Here is a 14843-nt window from a genome sequence, read left to right as displayed (position 1 = left end):
TCAGTAGGTGTTAGCCTACTGATGTTTTGATTTACTTTATATAAGTTTATGCACAGCTTGTATAAAAATGTCTCCTCTTTCTTCAAATGTTTTAAATTGATCCCAGCTTGCACATGCTGGGGAAAGAAGAATTACATCGCCCTCCGTAGAATGAGCATAAGCTTTCACTACTGCTTCATCTAAAGTGTCGACACTTTCAATTATATCTAATCCCACTTTTTCTGCTGCTCTTACTAATTTTGGTGCTGTTTGTCCAAATGTTACAAGCGCTTTTACATTTTTGAAATATGGAATTAAATCATCGAATTCATTTCCACGATCAAGCCCACCTGCTAATAACACAATTGGTTGTGTAAACGCAGCTAAAGCTTTCTCAGTCGCTAACATATTCGTCGCTTTTGAGTCATTATAAAACTTACGGTTGTTAATAGTTGTTACATATTCTAAACGATGTTTTACACCTGTAAAACGTTTTAACACAACCGTAATAGCTTCATTAGAAACACCTAATAGTTTCGCAATACTCATCGCAGCTAAAATATTCTCTAAATTATGCTGACCAGGTAAAACAATATCGCTTACTTCAACAACTTTTTCACCTTTGAAATAAAGAGCGTTATCTTTTATACACGCACCATCTTCATTTTCTTTCGCTGTCGAGAATAGTATTTTTTGACCTTTACTATAAGCAGATAAAGCCATCACATCTGCATCATCTGCATTTATTACACTATAATCGTTTTCTGTTTGGTTTTTAAAAATATTAGCTTTTGCTAAACCATATTCTTTCTTCGTCCCATGATAATCTAAGTGGGCCTCAAATAAGTTTAAAAACACAGCGATTTTAGGCTGGAACGATTCTACTCCCATCAGTTGGAACGATGAAAGTTCTGTAACTACAACTTCATTCTCTTTTGCATCCTGTGCTACTTCACAAGCTACAGTGCCTATGTTCCCTGCAATAATAGGATGCTTTCGTCCTTCTTTTAGCATTTCAAACGTAAGCATTGTCGTCGTCGTTTTACCGTTAGACCCCGTAATGCCTACAAATGGCGCTTCTGAAATACGGTATGCTAATTCAACTTCCGTAACGATTGGAATCTGCTTTTCTTTCGCAGCAACTAATATTGGGTTAGAATACGGAATCCCTGGATTTTTTACTACAAGAGAAATATTTCTCTCTAATAATTCCAAAGGATGCCCCCCGCATACAACGTCCATTCCTTTTGCTTGTAATTCTGCAGCAAGCGTATTTTCTGCTAAAGGCTTTCCGTCATTTACAATAACATTTGCCCCTAATTTTTGTAACAAGGTAGCTGCTGCATAACCACTTTTTGCAATGCCTAATACAAGAATATTTTTATTTTGAAATTCAGTTACAGTTTTCAATTACATCCACACCCCGATATAAATTCCTAACATAGCTAATAAAAATCCTACAGACCAAAACGTCACAACGACGCGCCATTCTGACCAACCACATAATTCATAATGATGGTGTAATGGACTCATTTTAAAGACACGCTTTCCGGTTGTTTTAAACGAAATGACTTGAATAATAACAGATAAAGTTTCCATTACGAATACTCCACCAATAATTACAAGTAACAATTCTTGTTTTAGTAAAATTGCTACAGCTGCGATCGCTCCACCTAAAGCTAAGGAACCCGTATCTCCCATAAATACTTTCGCTGGATTCGCATTGAATACTAAAAATCCAAGTACAGCTCCTACAACTGCCATACAGAATATTGCTACTCCGAATTGCTCTTGTGCCACAGCAATAATACTAAACGCTCCAAATGCAATAGCGGCTGTTCCCGATAATAAACCATCTAAACCGTCAGTTAAGTTAACTGCATTCGACCCACCAATAAGCATAAATAATACAAGAACAAAATACGCCCAGCCTAGTTCAAACTTAACATCCGTCCCTGGAATCATAATGTATGTGTGAAATGCTTGCCCTTTTCCAATTAAAAAGAACGCAATTGCAATAATAAGCTGTCCTAGTAATTTTTGTTTCGATGTTAAACCAAGATTTCTTTTCTTAACTACCTTTATGTAGTCATCTAAAAAACCAATTAATCCATAACCAAATGTCACCAATAATAGTAACGAAACCTCTGCACCTAAATGATTAAACTTAATTGCCATAATTAAGGTCGTTACCATCATAGATACATATATGACAATACCGCCCATCGTTGGTGTCCCTGATTTTTTTTGATGTGACTTCGGTCCCTCATCACGAATACTCTGTCCGAACTTTAATTTTCTTAAAAATGGAATAAACAGTGGCGAAAGGGCAACAGAAATTAAGAATGCTACCCCTGCCGTTACTAATAAACCTTGCTCAAGCACATGTAGTCCTCCTCTCACGTTGTTACTCTTCGTTGTTTAGACGCCCTGTAATTGCTTCTTTAGCAACTTCACGATCGTCAAAATGATGAACTTCTTTACCAATAATTTGATACGTTTCATGCCCTTTACCAGCAATAATAATAATATCTTCTGCTTTGGCTTTCGAAATAGCATAACGTATCGCTTCTTTTCGATCAACAATTACTTCATAATTATTCCCTTTTGCACCTTTTATCATATCATCTAGAATAGCCACTGGATCTTCGCTTCTTGGATTGTCTGATGTATAAATCGCTTGAGTTGCATATTCTACCGCGACACTTGCCATCACTGGCCTTTTCGTGCGATCTCTATCACCACCACAACCAACGATACAATACACATCACCGTTCGCAAACTGTTTCGCTGTTTTTAGAACGTTCTCTAAGCTATCAGGTGTATGTGCATAATCCACAATAACTGTGTAATTTTGTCCACCATCAACAACTTCAAAACGTCCAGGCACACCAGCAAGCTCTTTAATTACATCAATAATTGTTTGTAAGCTTACGCCTGAAACAAGCCCTGCTGCAGCAGCAGCCAACACATTGTATACATTAAACTTACCAATTAATTTCATCGTAACATCTACACTTTCATACGGTGTTACAAGTGTAAATGTCGTACCACCGCTCGTCATAACGATATCTTTCGCCATAATGTCACTTGAAACATCTATACCGTAAGTTACAACAGTTGCCGCTGTGCTTCTCATATACTCTTCCGCAACTGGATCATCGCTGTTTAATACAGCGTATTTTTTACGATTATGATTATAACTATTGCCCAGCTGTGCAAAAAGCAAGCCCTTCGCATGTTTATATTCTTCCATCGTTTTATGATAGTCTAAATGATCTTGTGTTAAATTCGTAAATACTGCAACATCATAATCGCATCCGTGTACACGCCCAAGATCTAAAGCATGAGATGAAACTTCCATTACTGTGCTATCTACACCTTGTTCAACCATTTTCGAAAACGTCTGTTGAAGTGTTAGTGCATCTGGCGTTGTATTTTTCACCTCAAATGTTTCATCACCGATTTTCATATTAATCGTTCCAATTAGCCCTGTTTTATGACCATGTGCGCGCATAATTTCATCCATAATATGCGATGTTGTTGTCTTTCCATTTGTACCTGTAATACCGATTAAATGTAACTTGTGTGTTGGTTGACCATAAAAATAATCAGCTAAAACCGCTAACGAACGAAAAGTATTTTTCACAAGTACAACTGGAACGTCAACATCAATTGGTCTTTCAGCAACAATAGCAGCCGCTCCTTGTGCCGCTGCTTGCTTAGCAAAATCATGGCTATCAACCGTATACCCTTTCATACATATAAATAAGCTTCCCTCTTTCACTTTACGTGAATCAGCTTCAATAGATGTGATTTCTGGATTTTCTTTTGGAACAACTGGAAAATCATGCAAACATGATACAAGTGTATGCAACTTCATTTCACTAAACCCTCTCTACATTGTTTATTTATCTCTTTTTTAGTAAGCAACACATTACCTCCTAGTTAATTTAAATAGGAGGTACGTGCTACTATCGTCTAATACATAGACCTATTTATTAATGAGACACTTACTGTCTCAAATTAAGTAACTCTTCTATAAAGAACTCACTTCCACCAATTGTACCATAAAACGCACTATGTTACCTTTAATTCCCGAAGTAAATTCTAATTTTTGAGCCTTCTTTTACCTTGGCCCCAGCTTCTGGTGATTGTTTAATTACTCTCTCTCCATCTCCGCTTATATCAAGCTTCAAATCAACAAGTTGAGTTTGTAAATCCTTCTTTTTCATGCCAATTAAATTCGGAACTTCTACAGTTGGTGTGTCGCCCCATTTATATTCTTTCTCAACTTGTTCTTTTCTCGGTTTCACTCCCATAACAGGAAGTGCATCCCGAAGAATATTCCCAACAATTGGAGCCGCTACTACTCCACCAAATTGAGTAACTCCTTTTGGATTATCAACAGCTACATAAACAACAATTTGCGGATCATCCGCTGGAGCAAAGCCAATAAAAGACACTATATAATTATTCTCTAAATATTTACCATCTTTCACCTTTTGAGCAGTACCTGTTTTTCCACCTACACGATATCCGTCAATAAACGCACCTTTACCAGACCCCTTCGCTACAACATTCTCTAATGCATAACGAACTTTTTCTGAAGTTTCCTCGGAAATAACTTTCCTTTTATCAACAGGTGTTTTTTTACTAACAACTTGATTATTTTTCGGATCAATAAACTCCTTAGCTATATATGGTTGGTATAACGTTCCACCATTTACAGCCGCTGCTACAGCTGCTACTTGTTGAATTGGTGTAACAGAAACACCCTGACCAAATGAAGTTGTTGCTTGCTCAACTGGACCAACTTTATCTAAATTAAATAAAATCCCACTACCTTCACCTTGTAAGTCGATTCCAGTCTTCTGTCCAAAGCCGAAATTACGAATGTATTTAAACAATCTGTCTTTACCAAGACGATCACCAAGTTCAATAAACCCTGGGTTACACGAGTTTTGAACGACCTCTAAAAACGTCTGGCTACCATGACCTCCAGCTTTCCAACATTTTAATCTAGCCCCACCAACTTCAGCTGCTCCATCATCATAAAACGTATCTTTCTCTAAGTCTACCAAATTTTCATTCAAAGCGGCCGCTAACGTAATGATCTTAAATGTTGAACCAGGCTCATACGTACTCCATACAGGTAAATTTCTATTATACACTTCTGGAGAAACACTTTGAAAATCTGCTGGATCAAAACTCGGTCGACTCGACATGCCTAAAATCTCACCATTTTTTGGATTCATTGCAATCGCAATCATACCATCGGGATTATACGTTGACTCTGCGATATTCATTTCTCTTTCCATAATTCTCGTAATACGCGCATCAATTGTTAAGCCTAAGTTCAATCCAGCTTCTGGTTTTTTGAAATCATCACCAATGTTAGGCATTCTTTGTCCTTTTGCATCTGCAAAAAAACGGACATGACCTTTATCACCATTCAGCTCTTTATCATAATATTTTTCTAACCCCATAAGACCTTGATTATCACTACCTGCAAACCCTAATACGTGTGATAAAAAATTTCCAAATGGATAGTACCGGATAGAATCCTCTGCAATATAAACTCCCTTTAAACTTAATCCTCGTACCTCTTTCGCTTTGTCATGCGATATCTTCCTGCCACCCTTATCTAACCTTACAATTGATTCCTTTTTTGTAACCCTCTTATAAATCTCGTCTTTTTCCACACCTAATACTGCAGCTAACTTCTCTGCAGTCTCTGCTGGTTTTTCAATTTGCCTCGGCACTACAAATACCGTCGGGGCACTTTTATTTGTGGCAAGTTCCACACCGTTTCGGTCTAAAATTTTCCCTCTTTCAGGCTCAAAAGTAATATTACGACTCCACGAATCTTTCGCGCGATCCGTTAACATATTTCCAAGAAAAAACTGTACATATCCAAGACGAATATCGATGATAGTGAAAATAAGTATACCTGATATAAGTATAAAAATAAGTCGTTTTCTAACCGTTACATTTGATACACGCATATTGGAACAAGCCTCCCTTACGCCTAGCTTGTTCCAATATATGCTTGTACTTATTTAATTAGAACTCCTTGCTTCTTACCATTACGGTTTTTCTGCTTCTTGTTGTGGTTCAAGTGGTGGTACTAGTGTTACACCTAATTCTGTACCCGGTTGCAGTAATGTTCCTTCTGCTACACTTTGTTCAGTTACGTATCCGGTACCAGAAGGTTTTAAGTTAAGCTGTAATGTTTTCGCCAAATTCATAACATCACGTAGTGCCCATCCTTGTATATTTGGCATTGTTGGCTTATCTCCCACTAAAAAGACTCGATCACCTTTTAATGTTTGTTCAGTCGCTTTTGGTACTTGTTGCTGCACTTTTCCTTCACCTAGTATGATTGGACGGAGTTTTGCTTTTTCAATTGCTTTCCCCGCTTCAGTCATCGTTTTACCAGTTACATCTGGAACAGCAGTTTGTTGCTCTTTTAAATGCTTCTTCGGATCTTTCACTTCATTTGGCTTTATCTTTAAATACTCTAAACTATTTTTTGTTACATATTTAAAAATATCAGCTAACGGCTGTGCGCCGTTCTCATCATCTTTCAATTTCGGCTGTTTAACAGCTACATACACAACAAGTTGCGGATCCTCCATCGGCGCCATCCCTAAGAATGAGAATATATAATTCTCTCTTCCTGTCATATAGCCACCTTTCCCATCCGGCATTTGCGCTGTCCCTGTTTTACCACCAACTGAATATCCATCGACTTTATAAGCAGTTCCTGTTCCTTTCGGAGATGTAACAACACGTTCTAACAACTGTCTTACTTGCGCTGCTGTTTCTTTTGTAACAGGCTTTCCTACTTCTTCTGGTTTATGCTCTAATTTTACTTCCCCTGTTATCGGATCTACAATTTTGTCAATCGCATATGGTTTCATCATTTTCCCATCATTTGCAATAGACGTTGCAGCTTGTACAAGCTGAATTGGCGTTACAGTAGAACCTTGTCCAAAAGCCGTTGTTACTTGCTGTATTTGCTGATCAAATAAAATTGTATTAGAACCTTCACCAGGTAAATCAATATTTGTTTTCTCATCTAGCCCAAAAGCATTAATATATTTACGGAAACGTTCTGGACCAAGTTTTTGATCACCTAAAATAGCAAACGCTACGTTTGAAGATCTCTCCACCCCTTCATCGAATGTAATAGAGCCCCAGCCAGCACCGCCATTATGATCATTTATCTTCCGATTTCCAACTTGATATGTACCAGACTGATAATAATCTTGTCCTTTGTACACACCTTCATTAATAGCTGCCGCTAATGTGAAAATTTTCATTGTTGACCCCGGTTCAAATGCATTTGAAATCGCATCATTGAAGAAATATTTAATTTGACGATCATTAGGATCATAACTAGGTTTAGTAGACATCGCTAATATTTTTCCAGTTTTCGGATCCGCAACAATCCCTATTAAACTTTCTGGATCATATTGTTTACTTGCCGCTTTCATCGCATCTTCTAAATAACTTTGGATTCGTTGATCCATTGTTAAATACACATTATCTCCATTTTTAGGTGCCTTTACATTCACTTTTCCACCATCGAGAGATACACCTTTACGATCACCTGTATAAGCTACTTCTCCATTAGAAGCACTTAAATATTTATCCAAACTTTTTTCTAAGCCAAATTGTCCTACCGAAGTTCCCTTTTCATTTGGTTTCGCATGACCTATGACGTAAGACGCAAAATCACCGTTTGGATACACTCTTGCATTTTCTGTAATAAAAGATATTCCCGGCAAATTCAATGCCTCTATTTGTTTCTTCTGTTCTCTCGTCAAATCCTTGCCTAGTGTTCCAAATTCGACTTGACTTCTGTCTTCCTTATTTAATGCAGCTAAAATATCCTCTTCGCCTTTTCCTAGTACTCCTGCAATTTTCTTTGCAGTATCCTCTTTATTCTCAACAGGTTTCGCACCTTTTAATTCAGCTACAAGTTTATAAGAGTTTGCATCTTGCGCTAACACATGACCATTTTGGTCATAAATCGTTCCTCGATTCGCTTCGAGAACTCCTGTTTTACTATGTTTTTGCTTAGCAAGGTCATCCAAATCCTGATTATGCACTGTTCCTGTCGCTTGTATGTAAAAAAATCGGGCTAATAATAGCAAAAAGAGCAGGAGGAAAAATATCATAAAATAACCTGCTCCTTTATTGGTATGAAATTTAGTCATATTTTTCTTCATCTTTCCTTCACACCTATTGCCTTACTTGAGGCCTTTCACATTATTCGCATTAATTTCTAGCCCATGTTTTTTTGCAACTTCAGCGATTCGTTCATAGCGACTTAGCTTCTCTACTTCAGCTTGCAATTCTTGATTTTCTTTTTGCTGCTGTACAATTTTTTCTTCGATCGTCGCTGCTTCTACATTAACTTGATAAAGCCCTGCTTTATTCCCAATAAACGCTACACAGGCATACAATAAGAAGCCAATAAACGCTACATACATCAGTTTTTCGACCCTTGTGATCTTTGCTTTAACCTTCGGCTTAACCATCTGCTGTGGGGGCGTTTGAATTTGTACCTCTTCTTGCGCTTGTTGTTTGTACTTTACAGCTAAATTAGTCATACCTCTCTCTCCTTTTTATCGTTTTTCAGCGATTCTCAACTTCGCAGAACGCGCTCGATTATTTTCTTCCAGCTCTATATCAGAAGGTAAAATCGGTTTTCTTGTAATAAGCTTTAATTTCGGCTTAAATTCATCTGGGATAATTGGTAACCCTGGCGGCAATTGCGGCGTTGTACTATTTCGCTTAAATGTTGTTTTACAAATACGGTCTTCTAATGAATGGAATGTTATAACACTAACTCTTCCACCAGGCTTGACCATCTCAATAGCAGATTCCAACGCTTCTTCAAATACTTTCAATTCATCATTTACAGCAATACGGATTGCCTGGAAAACTCGCTTCGCAGGATGTCCACCAGTTCTACGCGCAGGAGCCGGAATACCTTCTTTTATTAGTTCCACTAATTCTCCTGTCGTTTCAATAGCTTTATTTTCACGATACGCTTCAATTTTTCTTGCTATTTGCTTTGAAAATTTCTCTTCACCATACTGGAAGAAAATTCTTACAAGTTGTTCATATGACCAGCTATTTATAACATCATATGCTGTTAATGGGGCATCTTGATCCATCCGCATATCTAACGGTGCATCATGATGATAACTAAAGCCTCGCTCTGGTGTATCTAATTGTGGGGATGAAACACCTAAATCGAATAAAATACCGTCTACCTCTGTTATGCCTAATTCCTGTAGTTTTTCAGATAAGTAACGGAAATTGCTCTTTACCGTTATAAACTGCTCACCGTATGAAGAAAATTTTTCTTTTGCATTTTGAATCGCTATCTCATCTTGATCAAAAGCAATTAATTTTCCCCCATCAGTCAATTGGGATAATAAATAAGAACTATGTCCTCCTCCCCCCAGTGTACAATCTACATATGTACCATCTGGCTTTATATCTAAGCCGTCTACTGTTTCTTTCAAAAGCACTGTTACGTGTTTAAACATTGTTGCACCTACTCTTTTTCCAATTAATTTATGTTAAATGTATTTCTTCCTCTAAACGTATTTCTCACGATCAGAGAACGAAATACTACTAAAGAACGACTCAGTTAACTTACCAACAAAGGCAGCATACTATACAAATCGCTATTTTCTTTTATTATATACTAAATTTTATCATTTTTTGCGGGAATTTAAATAAAAAACTGTCGAAAAAGAGAATAATACGTTTACATTTTGTGTGATTTTGTCATATATTTAAGTATCCTACATATATACAATCTCTACCAGTTATAAAATGATAATTCAGAAAAATTTCACTTCACAGTAAATTCAACAGAATAAAAATAAAATCCTGCTCCAAAGAGCAAGATTCTATAGTTTTATAACATGATGTTTTCCATCCCAAGAAAATGAATTCTCCATCACTCGATCAACGAAATCCAAACCGAACTGATTTAAATAATAACATACATTCCACACGCGCTCTTGCGGAGCTCCTAATGGACGAATTGCACATTGTATACGGCGGAATTTATTTAGTTGAACTTCATGTTTTTTCTCAACATTTCTTTTCAACATTCTTTCTAACAGTTCAATTTGTTCATTAATTTTCAACTCATTCTTCCCTGCGAATTCACTTAATCCTGGATCTATTTTTTTCACAAACTGTTGTAATGATGTATGAATATCAATAATTTCTTTTTTCGCCTCTATAAATCGATCGTCGATTGGTTCCTCTATTTGATCAGACAACCAGTTTTCACGTAATTTATCTACATCATGTAAAAACGGATCATTTTCTTGCAACTGTAAATCATTTAAATCTGTCGCTATATCTCTCTCTATATAAGTCATTGTAAGACGAGGAACGACAGGCGGCATTTGGAAACCAACAGTATGGAATACTTGTTGCAGTTCACTCCAATAAGCTATCTCCCCTGGACCTCCAATAAACGCTAGCGTAGGAAATACATACTCTTGCATAAGAGGACGTGTTACAACATTATTACTAAAACGCTCTGGACTTCTCTCCAACTCTTCAATCAATTCTTCATATGAAAAAGAATGTGTCCCATCTTTTCCGACAAACTTTCCTTGATTGTCTTCAAGCAGCACTCGCTCATTATCGATTTCCATGAATATATGCACTGCATTAGACTTTGTTTCAATAATTGGCTTATACCCTAATTCTTTAATTACTTCCTGCTGATTGTGAAGCCCCTCTTGCACTTCTTTATACTTGCTTATAATACGTTTGAAGAATGGAACCTCTAACTTCCTTAATTCAGGATGATGCGAATCAACAAGAATTAAACCAGAATTAGCAAACATTTTTGTAATAAGGTAAGCAAAGAAATCTACATACGTATTCGATTTATTCAAAGCATCATCTACAAATCGTAATACATCCTTTGTAAAATTCGTTTCTGGGTATGTTTTAAAAACCTCTTCCATCCATTTTCTACAATCTTCAACAGACAGTTCAGACTCAGAAGCACTCGCCTTTTTCGGATTACGGTCATGAAAAATAGTCTTTTTTATTTTTTTATTTTTCGTTACAAAAGTATGATTAATCTCATCCATATCATGATCTTCACCAGCAATCCAGAATACAGGAACGACTTTAACGCCTAAACTTTCTTCCTTTTCCTTTGCAAGCTGTAAAATTGAAATAGCTTTATGAATTGTATAAAGCGGTCCAGTTAATAACCCCGCTTGTTGTCCAGCTATAACAACATATGTATTTTCATCTCCAAGCGCTTTTACATTTTGAATTGTAGATTCTCCCGCTTGCAATTTTGTATTATATTCTAATAAATGCGCTACTAACTCTTGGCGGAAAAACTTCCTTTCACGCAAATCATGTAAACGTTGTTTAAAAGCAACTTCTGTTAACATATAATCAAAACACGACTGTATCTCTTTTTTACCGTTCATATAGTCCGCTACAATACCTTGTTGCGGAACAGAGATTTCGTTTATCTCCATATAATTCTTCCTTTCGTATCCAGTTCTCTCACCAATCCACATTGTAGTCAATGTTTCACGTAAAAGCAAAGAATAACACTTATTCTTTTACTTCTAATCCTTTTATTGCATCGAACAAAAATTGAAGTGTCGGAACTGGTCGTTGCTGTTTCTTAGCTTCCTCTAACACATATCCAACAATTGCATCGATTTCCGTTTGTCTATTCGCTCTTACATCTGCTAGCATAGATGATGTATTATGAGACGTTCTTTCACATATACCTCGTACCATTTCCCATACCATTTCTTGTTCTTCACTAACAAGAAATGCAACTTCCCTAAATACTTGCTCCATCATTTGATAAAAAAAAGGATTCGTAATTAACTCACCGTTCTGAACCCGCAATAACGCTGTCAATGGATTAATACATACATTTACTACTAATTTTTTGTACATAATACCTTTCCAATCAGCCTCTATTTGAATTGGAAAATGAGCAAAAGGAAAATAATCGAATACTTTTTTAAAATATAAAGATGGACCGCGCACTACCCCAAACTTCGTTATACCTATTCCAGTATGATGGACCGTATACCTTTCTTCTTTTTTCGCACCGTGTTCTACAATACCAACAGCTATATTCTCATTTCTTATTTTCTGTATAGCATGAAGATGCGACATTCCGTTTTGCAAAAAGATTAATGATGATTCTCCTTGCACAAACGGTAATATGTCATTTATATGGTATTGCTTCACAGCAATAAATGTATAATCTAACTTCTGATCTAACATATATTCTATCGGTAAAATGGATGGAAATACCGTTTCACGTTTCCCATCTCTAATACAAGTTACACCTGTTTTATTCAATTCTTCAGCCTGCTTAGCCGTCCTTGTAAACAACGTGACATCTTGATTACTTTTTTGTAAATAAAATGTATATAATAGACCAATAGCACCTGATCCTACAATTCCAATTTTCATTTTCACCCAAGGAATTCATATTAAATTTCCTTGCCTTCCCTCCCTTTATATCTTTCTAATCCACATGCATACATCCTACGCTTGCACTGACTCCTAACAGATAAATTCAACCTCTTCTTTCACTATGTATATACTACCTATTAACGTGCTTCTATTCTTAGTTTAGCAAATCCTCAAAAAAATAATAAAAGAAATATACTATCTTCTTCATAAAAATAAAAAAATAAGTTATAATATTATTATAAATATTTTTACTTTTCTGGATTCAACAAGATAAGAAAAGGATGTGATGTAATGGGATTCCCAAAAGTTGAGCGCTTGCTCATCAATTATAAAACATTAGATGAATTTAAAAAATTTAAAGGTTGCGGAGCTCTAGAACTATCTATGTTGGAAGAGTTACAAGCAAACATTATTGAAAACAATAGCGAATCACCATTTTATGGTATTTATTATGGCGGATCACTAATCGCACGTATGAGTCTATATATGAAAAGGGATGGTGGCGAACCATTTGAAATTACTGGCCCTTACCTAGAACTTTATAAACTTGAAGTGTTACCAACTTTTCAAAAACAAGGATTTGGACAAATGCTTGTGAATTATGCAAAACAACTACAGTTCCCAGTTAAAACGATAGCACGTATCCATTCAGCTGGTTTTTGGGATAAATTAAATTTCCAACCTGTATCAGTAACTAATGGTGATTTTTATATTTGGCATCCAGAAACAAATATGAATGCGATTACAAACGAGGAATCTGCATAAAAAATAAAAAAAACAGCTGCGTAACAGCTGTTTTTATTTCTTTAACTTCTCTAACTTTCCATTCGAACGAACACTGCTTCTTTCCGCTACCATTACACTTCTTTTTTGATCGATATAATCAAGTAATGTTCTATACTCTTCCTCATATACCGATAATCGCTCTAGAAGTCGTTCTCTCTCTGTTTGTAGCGATTCAACTTGTTTTTGCAACACCATTAAAGAGTTTTCATCTTTATAATTTTGCAAGAAATCAATAACATCATTCAGTGTAATTGACGTAGGCTCTAATACCTCCGTCTCTTTCACTTCATAATTTTCTACTTTACGAAGTTGTTTCGCTTCTTCAATACGTTCTTTATATTGCTTTCTCACGTAAGAATTCCATCTAAATCCACATGCTGCTGGTGTACGAGACAAATGTCTTCCCACTTCTTTAAAGGCAGAAAGTTGCGTTCCACCTTCTTGAATATGCCGGAGTACTACTTCTGCCAGAAGCAAATCTTCATCATCAGTCCAAGCATCTTGTCTTGTTGTCGCCATCTCTCTAGTCCTCCCTATGCATTTTTTATTAAGCATATGCAGTTACTAGAAAAGATAGAATACAACAACTAAAGAATAAAACAAAAAAAATAAACGCAGAAGATATCTTCTACGTTTATTTTCCCGCAATTACTTGCTGATTACTTCTTTACCTTTGTAAGTACCGCATGCTTTACATACACGGTGAGCTAATTTCGCTTCACCACAGCTTGGGCACTCTACCATACCAGGTACTGATAATTTGAAATGCGTACGACGCTTTCTTTTTACTGTTTTAGAAGTTCTTCTAAAAGGTACAGCCATTCTTCCCACCTCCTTAAAAGAAATAATTATTTTCATATGAAGGCCTAAACCAGTCTTCCGATTATTTGTCAAAAAACTTTGCAAGTCCTGCCAATCTTGGATCAACAGCCTTTTCTTTGTTTTCTTCCGAAATCACTTGCCAGTCTTGACCTTGCATCGGTGCTCCACCAGAAACATCATCACTGAAAATTTGCATTGGAATCTCCAAAAGTATATTTTCCTTGATTACGGGCAGTAAGTCAAGTACTTCTCCTTCTAAACAATGAATTTCAGCTTCTGTTTCAAACTCTTCTTCTGAAGTTTGGAACACCTCAGTTGTTTTAATGTCAAATGGTAATGTCACATCTACTAAAGAGCGAGAACATGGTAAAACCATGCTTCCAGTTATATGTAGATGGAACGTAAACTTCCCGGAGCCAAAATCAACTCTTCCTGTTACATGAACAGGATTAATTTCACGAATATCTTTCTCGACCTCTTTTAGCTCACTTACATCTACCATCTCATCCAATGTCAATCCTTTATTTCTCAATTTATTCAATTGATGGATGGACCATTTCATATCATATCACCTCAAGGCAACAAACAAAATTATAGCTAGCCATTTTATATTTGTCAATGTTTTTTCTTTACACCTCTAAAGAAGCATTGTGTCCATTATGTGTTAAAACGTGTGTTTTTGTCCAGCTATATTTTCTATTTTAGACAAAATGGACATAAAGTAAATAATA

13 protein-coding genes are annotated in these 14843 nt (G+C 36.2%); 1 reads left to right on the top strand and 12 read right to left on the bottom strand.

Annotation, left to right across the window (positions count from 1 at the left end; translation table 11 throughout):
- Window positions 1–36: 36 nt before the first annotated feature.
- From murD to panE, 9 genes are all read right to left on the bottom strand, one after another.
- The gene (murD, locus tag ACS2MN_RS18750) at window positions 37–1389 is read right to left on the bottom strand and encodes a UDP-N-acetylmuramoyl-L-alanine--D-glutamate ligase (protein ID WP_087950659.1); all 1353 of its coding nucleotides are present in this window, start codon (window positions 1387–1389) and stop codon (window positions 37–39) included.
- Complete coding sequence (gene mraY, locus ACS2MN_RS18745) at window positions 1390–2364, bottom strand: phospho-N-acetylmuramoyl-pentapeptide-transferase (RefSeq protein ID WP_000893064.1); 975 nt, start codon at window positions 2362–2364, stop codon at window positions 1390–1392.
- A gap of 22 nt (window positions 2365–2386) precedes the next feature.
- Entirely contained in the window at window positions 2387–3862 is a 1476-nt protein-coding gene (locus tag ACS2MN_RS18740; protein ID WP_000766293.1) for a UDP-N-acetylmuramoyl-L-alanyl-D-glutamate--2,6-diaminopimelate ligase, read from the bottom strand.
- A 208-nt stretch (window positions 3863–4070) separates the two neighbouring features.
- Window positions 4071–5987, bottom strand: a complete 1917-nt coding sequence (locus tag ACS2MN_RS18735) for a stage V sporulation protein D (protein WP_001266241.1) — start codon at window positions 5985–5987, stop codon at window positions 4071–4073.
- 81 nt (window positions 5988–6068) lie between these two features.
- Window positions 6069–8219: a penicillin-binding protein gene (locus tag ACS2MN_RS18730; protein ID WP_098708962.1), complete on the bottom strand. Its 2151-nt coding sequence runs from the start codon at window positions 8217–8219 to the stop codon at window positions 6069–6071.
- Between the two features lie 21 nt (window positions 8220–8240).
- Window positions 8241–8603 carry a cell division protein FtsL gene (gene ftsL, locus ACS2MN_RS18725; RefSeq protein WP_000182809.1) on the bottom strand — a complete coding sequence of 121 codons (363 nt, stop codon included), beginning with the start codon at window positions 8601–8603 and terminating at the stop codon, window positions 8241–8243.
- A 15-nt stretch (window positions 8604–8618) separates the two neighbouring features.
- Window positions 8619–9551 carry a 16S rRNA (cytosine(1402)-N(4))-methyltransferase RsmH gene (gene rsmH, locus ACS2MN_RS18720; protein ID WP_000472506.1) on the bottom strand — a complete coding sequence of 311 codons (933 nt, stop codon included), beginning with the start codon at window positions 9549–9551 and terminating at the stop codon, window positions 8619–8621.
- A gap of 369 nt (window positions 9552–9920) precedes the next feature.
- Window positions 9921–11537, bottom strand: a complete 1617-nt coding sequence (bshC, locus tag ACS2MN_RS18715) for a bacillithiol biosynthesis cysteine-adding enzyme BshC (protein ID WP_346994731.1) — start codon at window positions 11535–11537, stop codon at window positions 9921–9923.
- A gap of 79 nt (window positions 11538–11616) precedes the next feature.
- Entirely contained in the window at window positions 11617–12501 is an 885-nt protein-coding gene (gene panE / locus ACS2MN_RS18710) for a 2-dehydropantoate 2-reductase (RefSeq protein WP_033661358.1), read from the bottom strand.
- A 294-nt stretch (window positions 12502–12795) separates the two neighbouring features.
- Here panE and ACS2MN_RS18705 point away from each other — a divergent pair, with 294 nt between their 5' ends.
- Window positions 12796–13269 carry an N-acetyltransferase gene (locus tag ACS2MN_RS18705; RefSeq protein WP_000506686.1) on the top strand — a complete coding sequence of 158 codons (474 nt, stop codon included), beginning with the start codon at window positions 12796–12798 and terminating at the stop codon, window positions 13267–13269.
- 33 nt (window positions 13270–13302) lie between these two features.
- Here the strand turns inward: ACS2MN_RS18705 and ACS2MN_RS18700 are convergent, their stop codons facing one another.
- The 3 genes from ACS2MN_RS18700 to ACS2MN_RS18690 all read right to left on the bottom strand — a co-directional run bounded on the left by ACS2MN_RS18700 (window position 13303) and on the right by ACS2MN_RS18690 (window position 14674).
- Entirely contained in the window at window positions 13303–13809 is a 507-nt protein-coding gene (locus tag ACS2MN_RS18700) for an RsfA family transcriptional regulator (protein WP_000246459.1), read from the bottom strand.
- Window positions 13810–13938: 129 nt separating this feature from the next.
- Entirely contained in the window at window positions 13939–14112 is a 174-nt protein-coding gene (gene rpmF / locus ACS2MN_RS18695) for a 50S ribosomal protein L32 (RefSeq protein ID WP_001984764.1), read from the bottom strand.
- Window positions 14113–14173: 61 nt separating this feature from the next.
- Window positions 14174–14674 (bottom strand): YceD family protein, encoded by a 501-nt coding sequence (locus ACS2MN_RS18690; RefSeq protein ID WP_000872142.1) that lies wholly within the window; start codon window positions 14672–14674, stop codon window positions 14174–14176.
- Window positions 14675–14843 lie beyond the last annotated feature (169 nt).

It is taken from the genome of Bacillus cereus group sp. BceL062 (assembly GCF_051780025.1).
Taxonomy (GTDB): Bacteria; Bacillota; Bacilli; order Bacillales; family Bacillaceae_G; genus Bacillus_A; species Bacillus_A toyonensis.
Note: the sequence above shows the minus strand (reverse complement) of the source record. Positions and strands in the feature narration are given on the sequence as shown.

Excerpts from the sequence above, each read along its gene's own strand:
- ACS2MN_RS18740 (WP_000766293.1), bottom strand. The coding sequence starts at position 3,862 with ATGAAGTTGCATACACTTGTATCATGTTTGCATGATTTTCCAGTTGTT.
- rsmH (WP_000472506.1), bottom strand. The coding sequence starts at position 9,551 with ATGTTTAAACACGTAACAGTGCTTTTGAAAGAAACAGTAGACGGCTTA.
- bshC (WP_346994731.1), bottom strand. The coding sequence starts at position 11,537 with ATGGAGATAAACGAAATCTCTGTTCCGCAACAAGGTATTGTAGCGGAC.
- ACS2MN_RS18730 (WP_098708962.1), bottom strand. The coding sequence starts at position 8,219 with ATGAAGAAAAATATGACTAAATTTCATACCAATAAAGGAGCAGGTTAT.
- ACS2MN_RS18705 (WP_000506686.1), top strand. The coding sequence starts at position 12,796 with ATGGGATTCCCAAAAGTTGAGCGCTTGCTCATCAATTATAAAACATTA.
- rpmF (WP_001984764.1), bottom strand. The coding sequence starts at position 14,112 with ATGGCTGTACCTTTTAGAAGAACTTCTAAAACAGTAAAAAGAAAGCGT.
- ACS2MN_RS18735 (WP_001266241.1), bottom strand. The coding sequence starts at position 5,987 with ATGCGTGTATCAAATGTAACGGTTAGAAAACGACTTATTTTTATACTT.
- ACS2MN_RS18700 (WP_000246459.1), bottom strand. The coding sequence starts at position 13,809 with ATGGCGACAACAAGACAAGATGCTTGGACTGATGATGAAGATTTGCTT.
- ftsL (WP_000182809.1), bottom strand. The coding sequence starts at position 8,603 with ATGACTAATTTAGCTGTAAAGTACAAACAACAAGCGCAAGAAGAGGTA.
- panE (WP_033661358.1), bottom strand. The coding sequence starts at position 12,501 with ATGAAAATTGGAATTGTAGGATCAGGTGCTATTGGTCTATTATATACA.
- ACS2MN_RS18690 (WP_000872142.1), bottom strand. The coding sequence starts at position 14,674 with ATGAAATGGTCCATCCATCAATTGAATAAATTGAGAAATAAAGGATTG.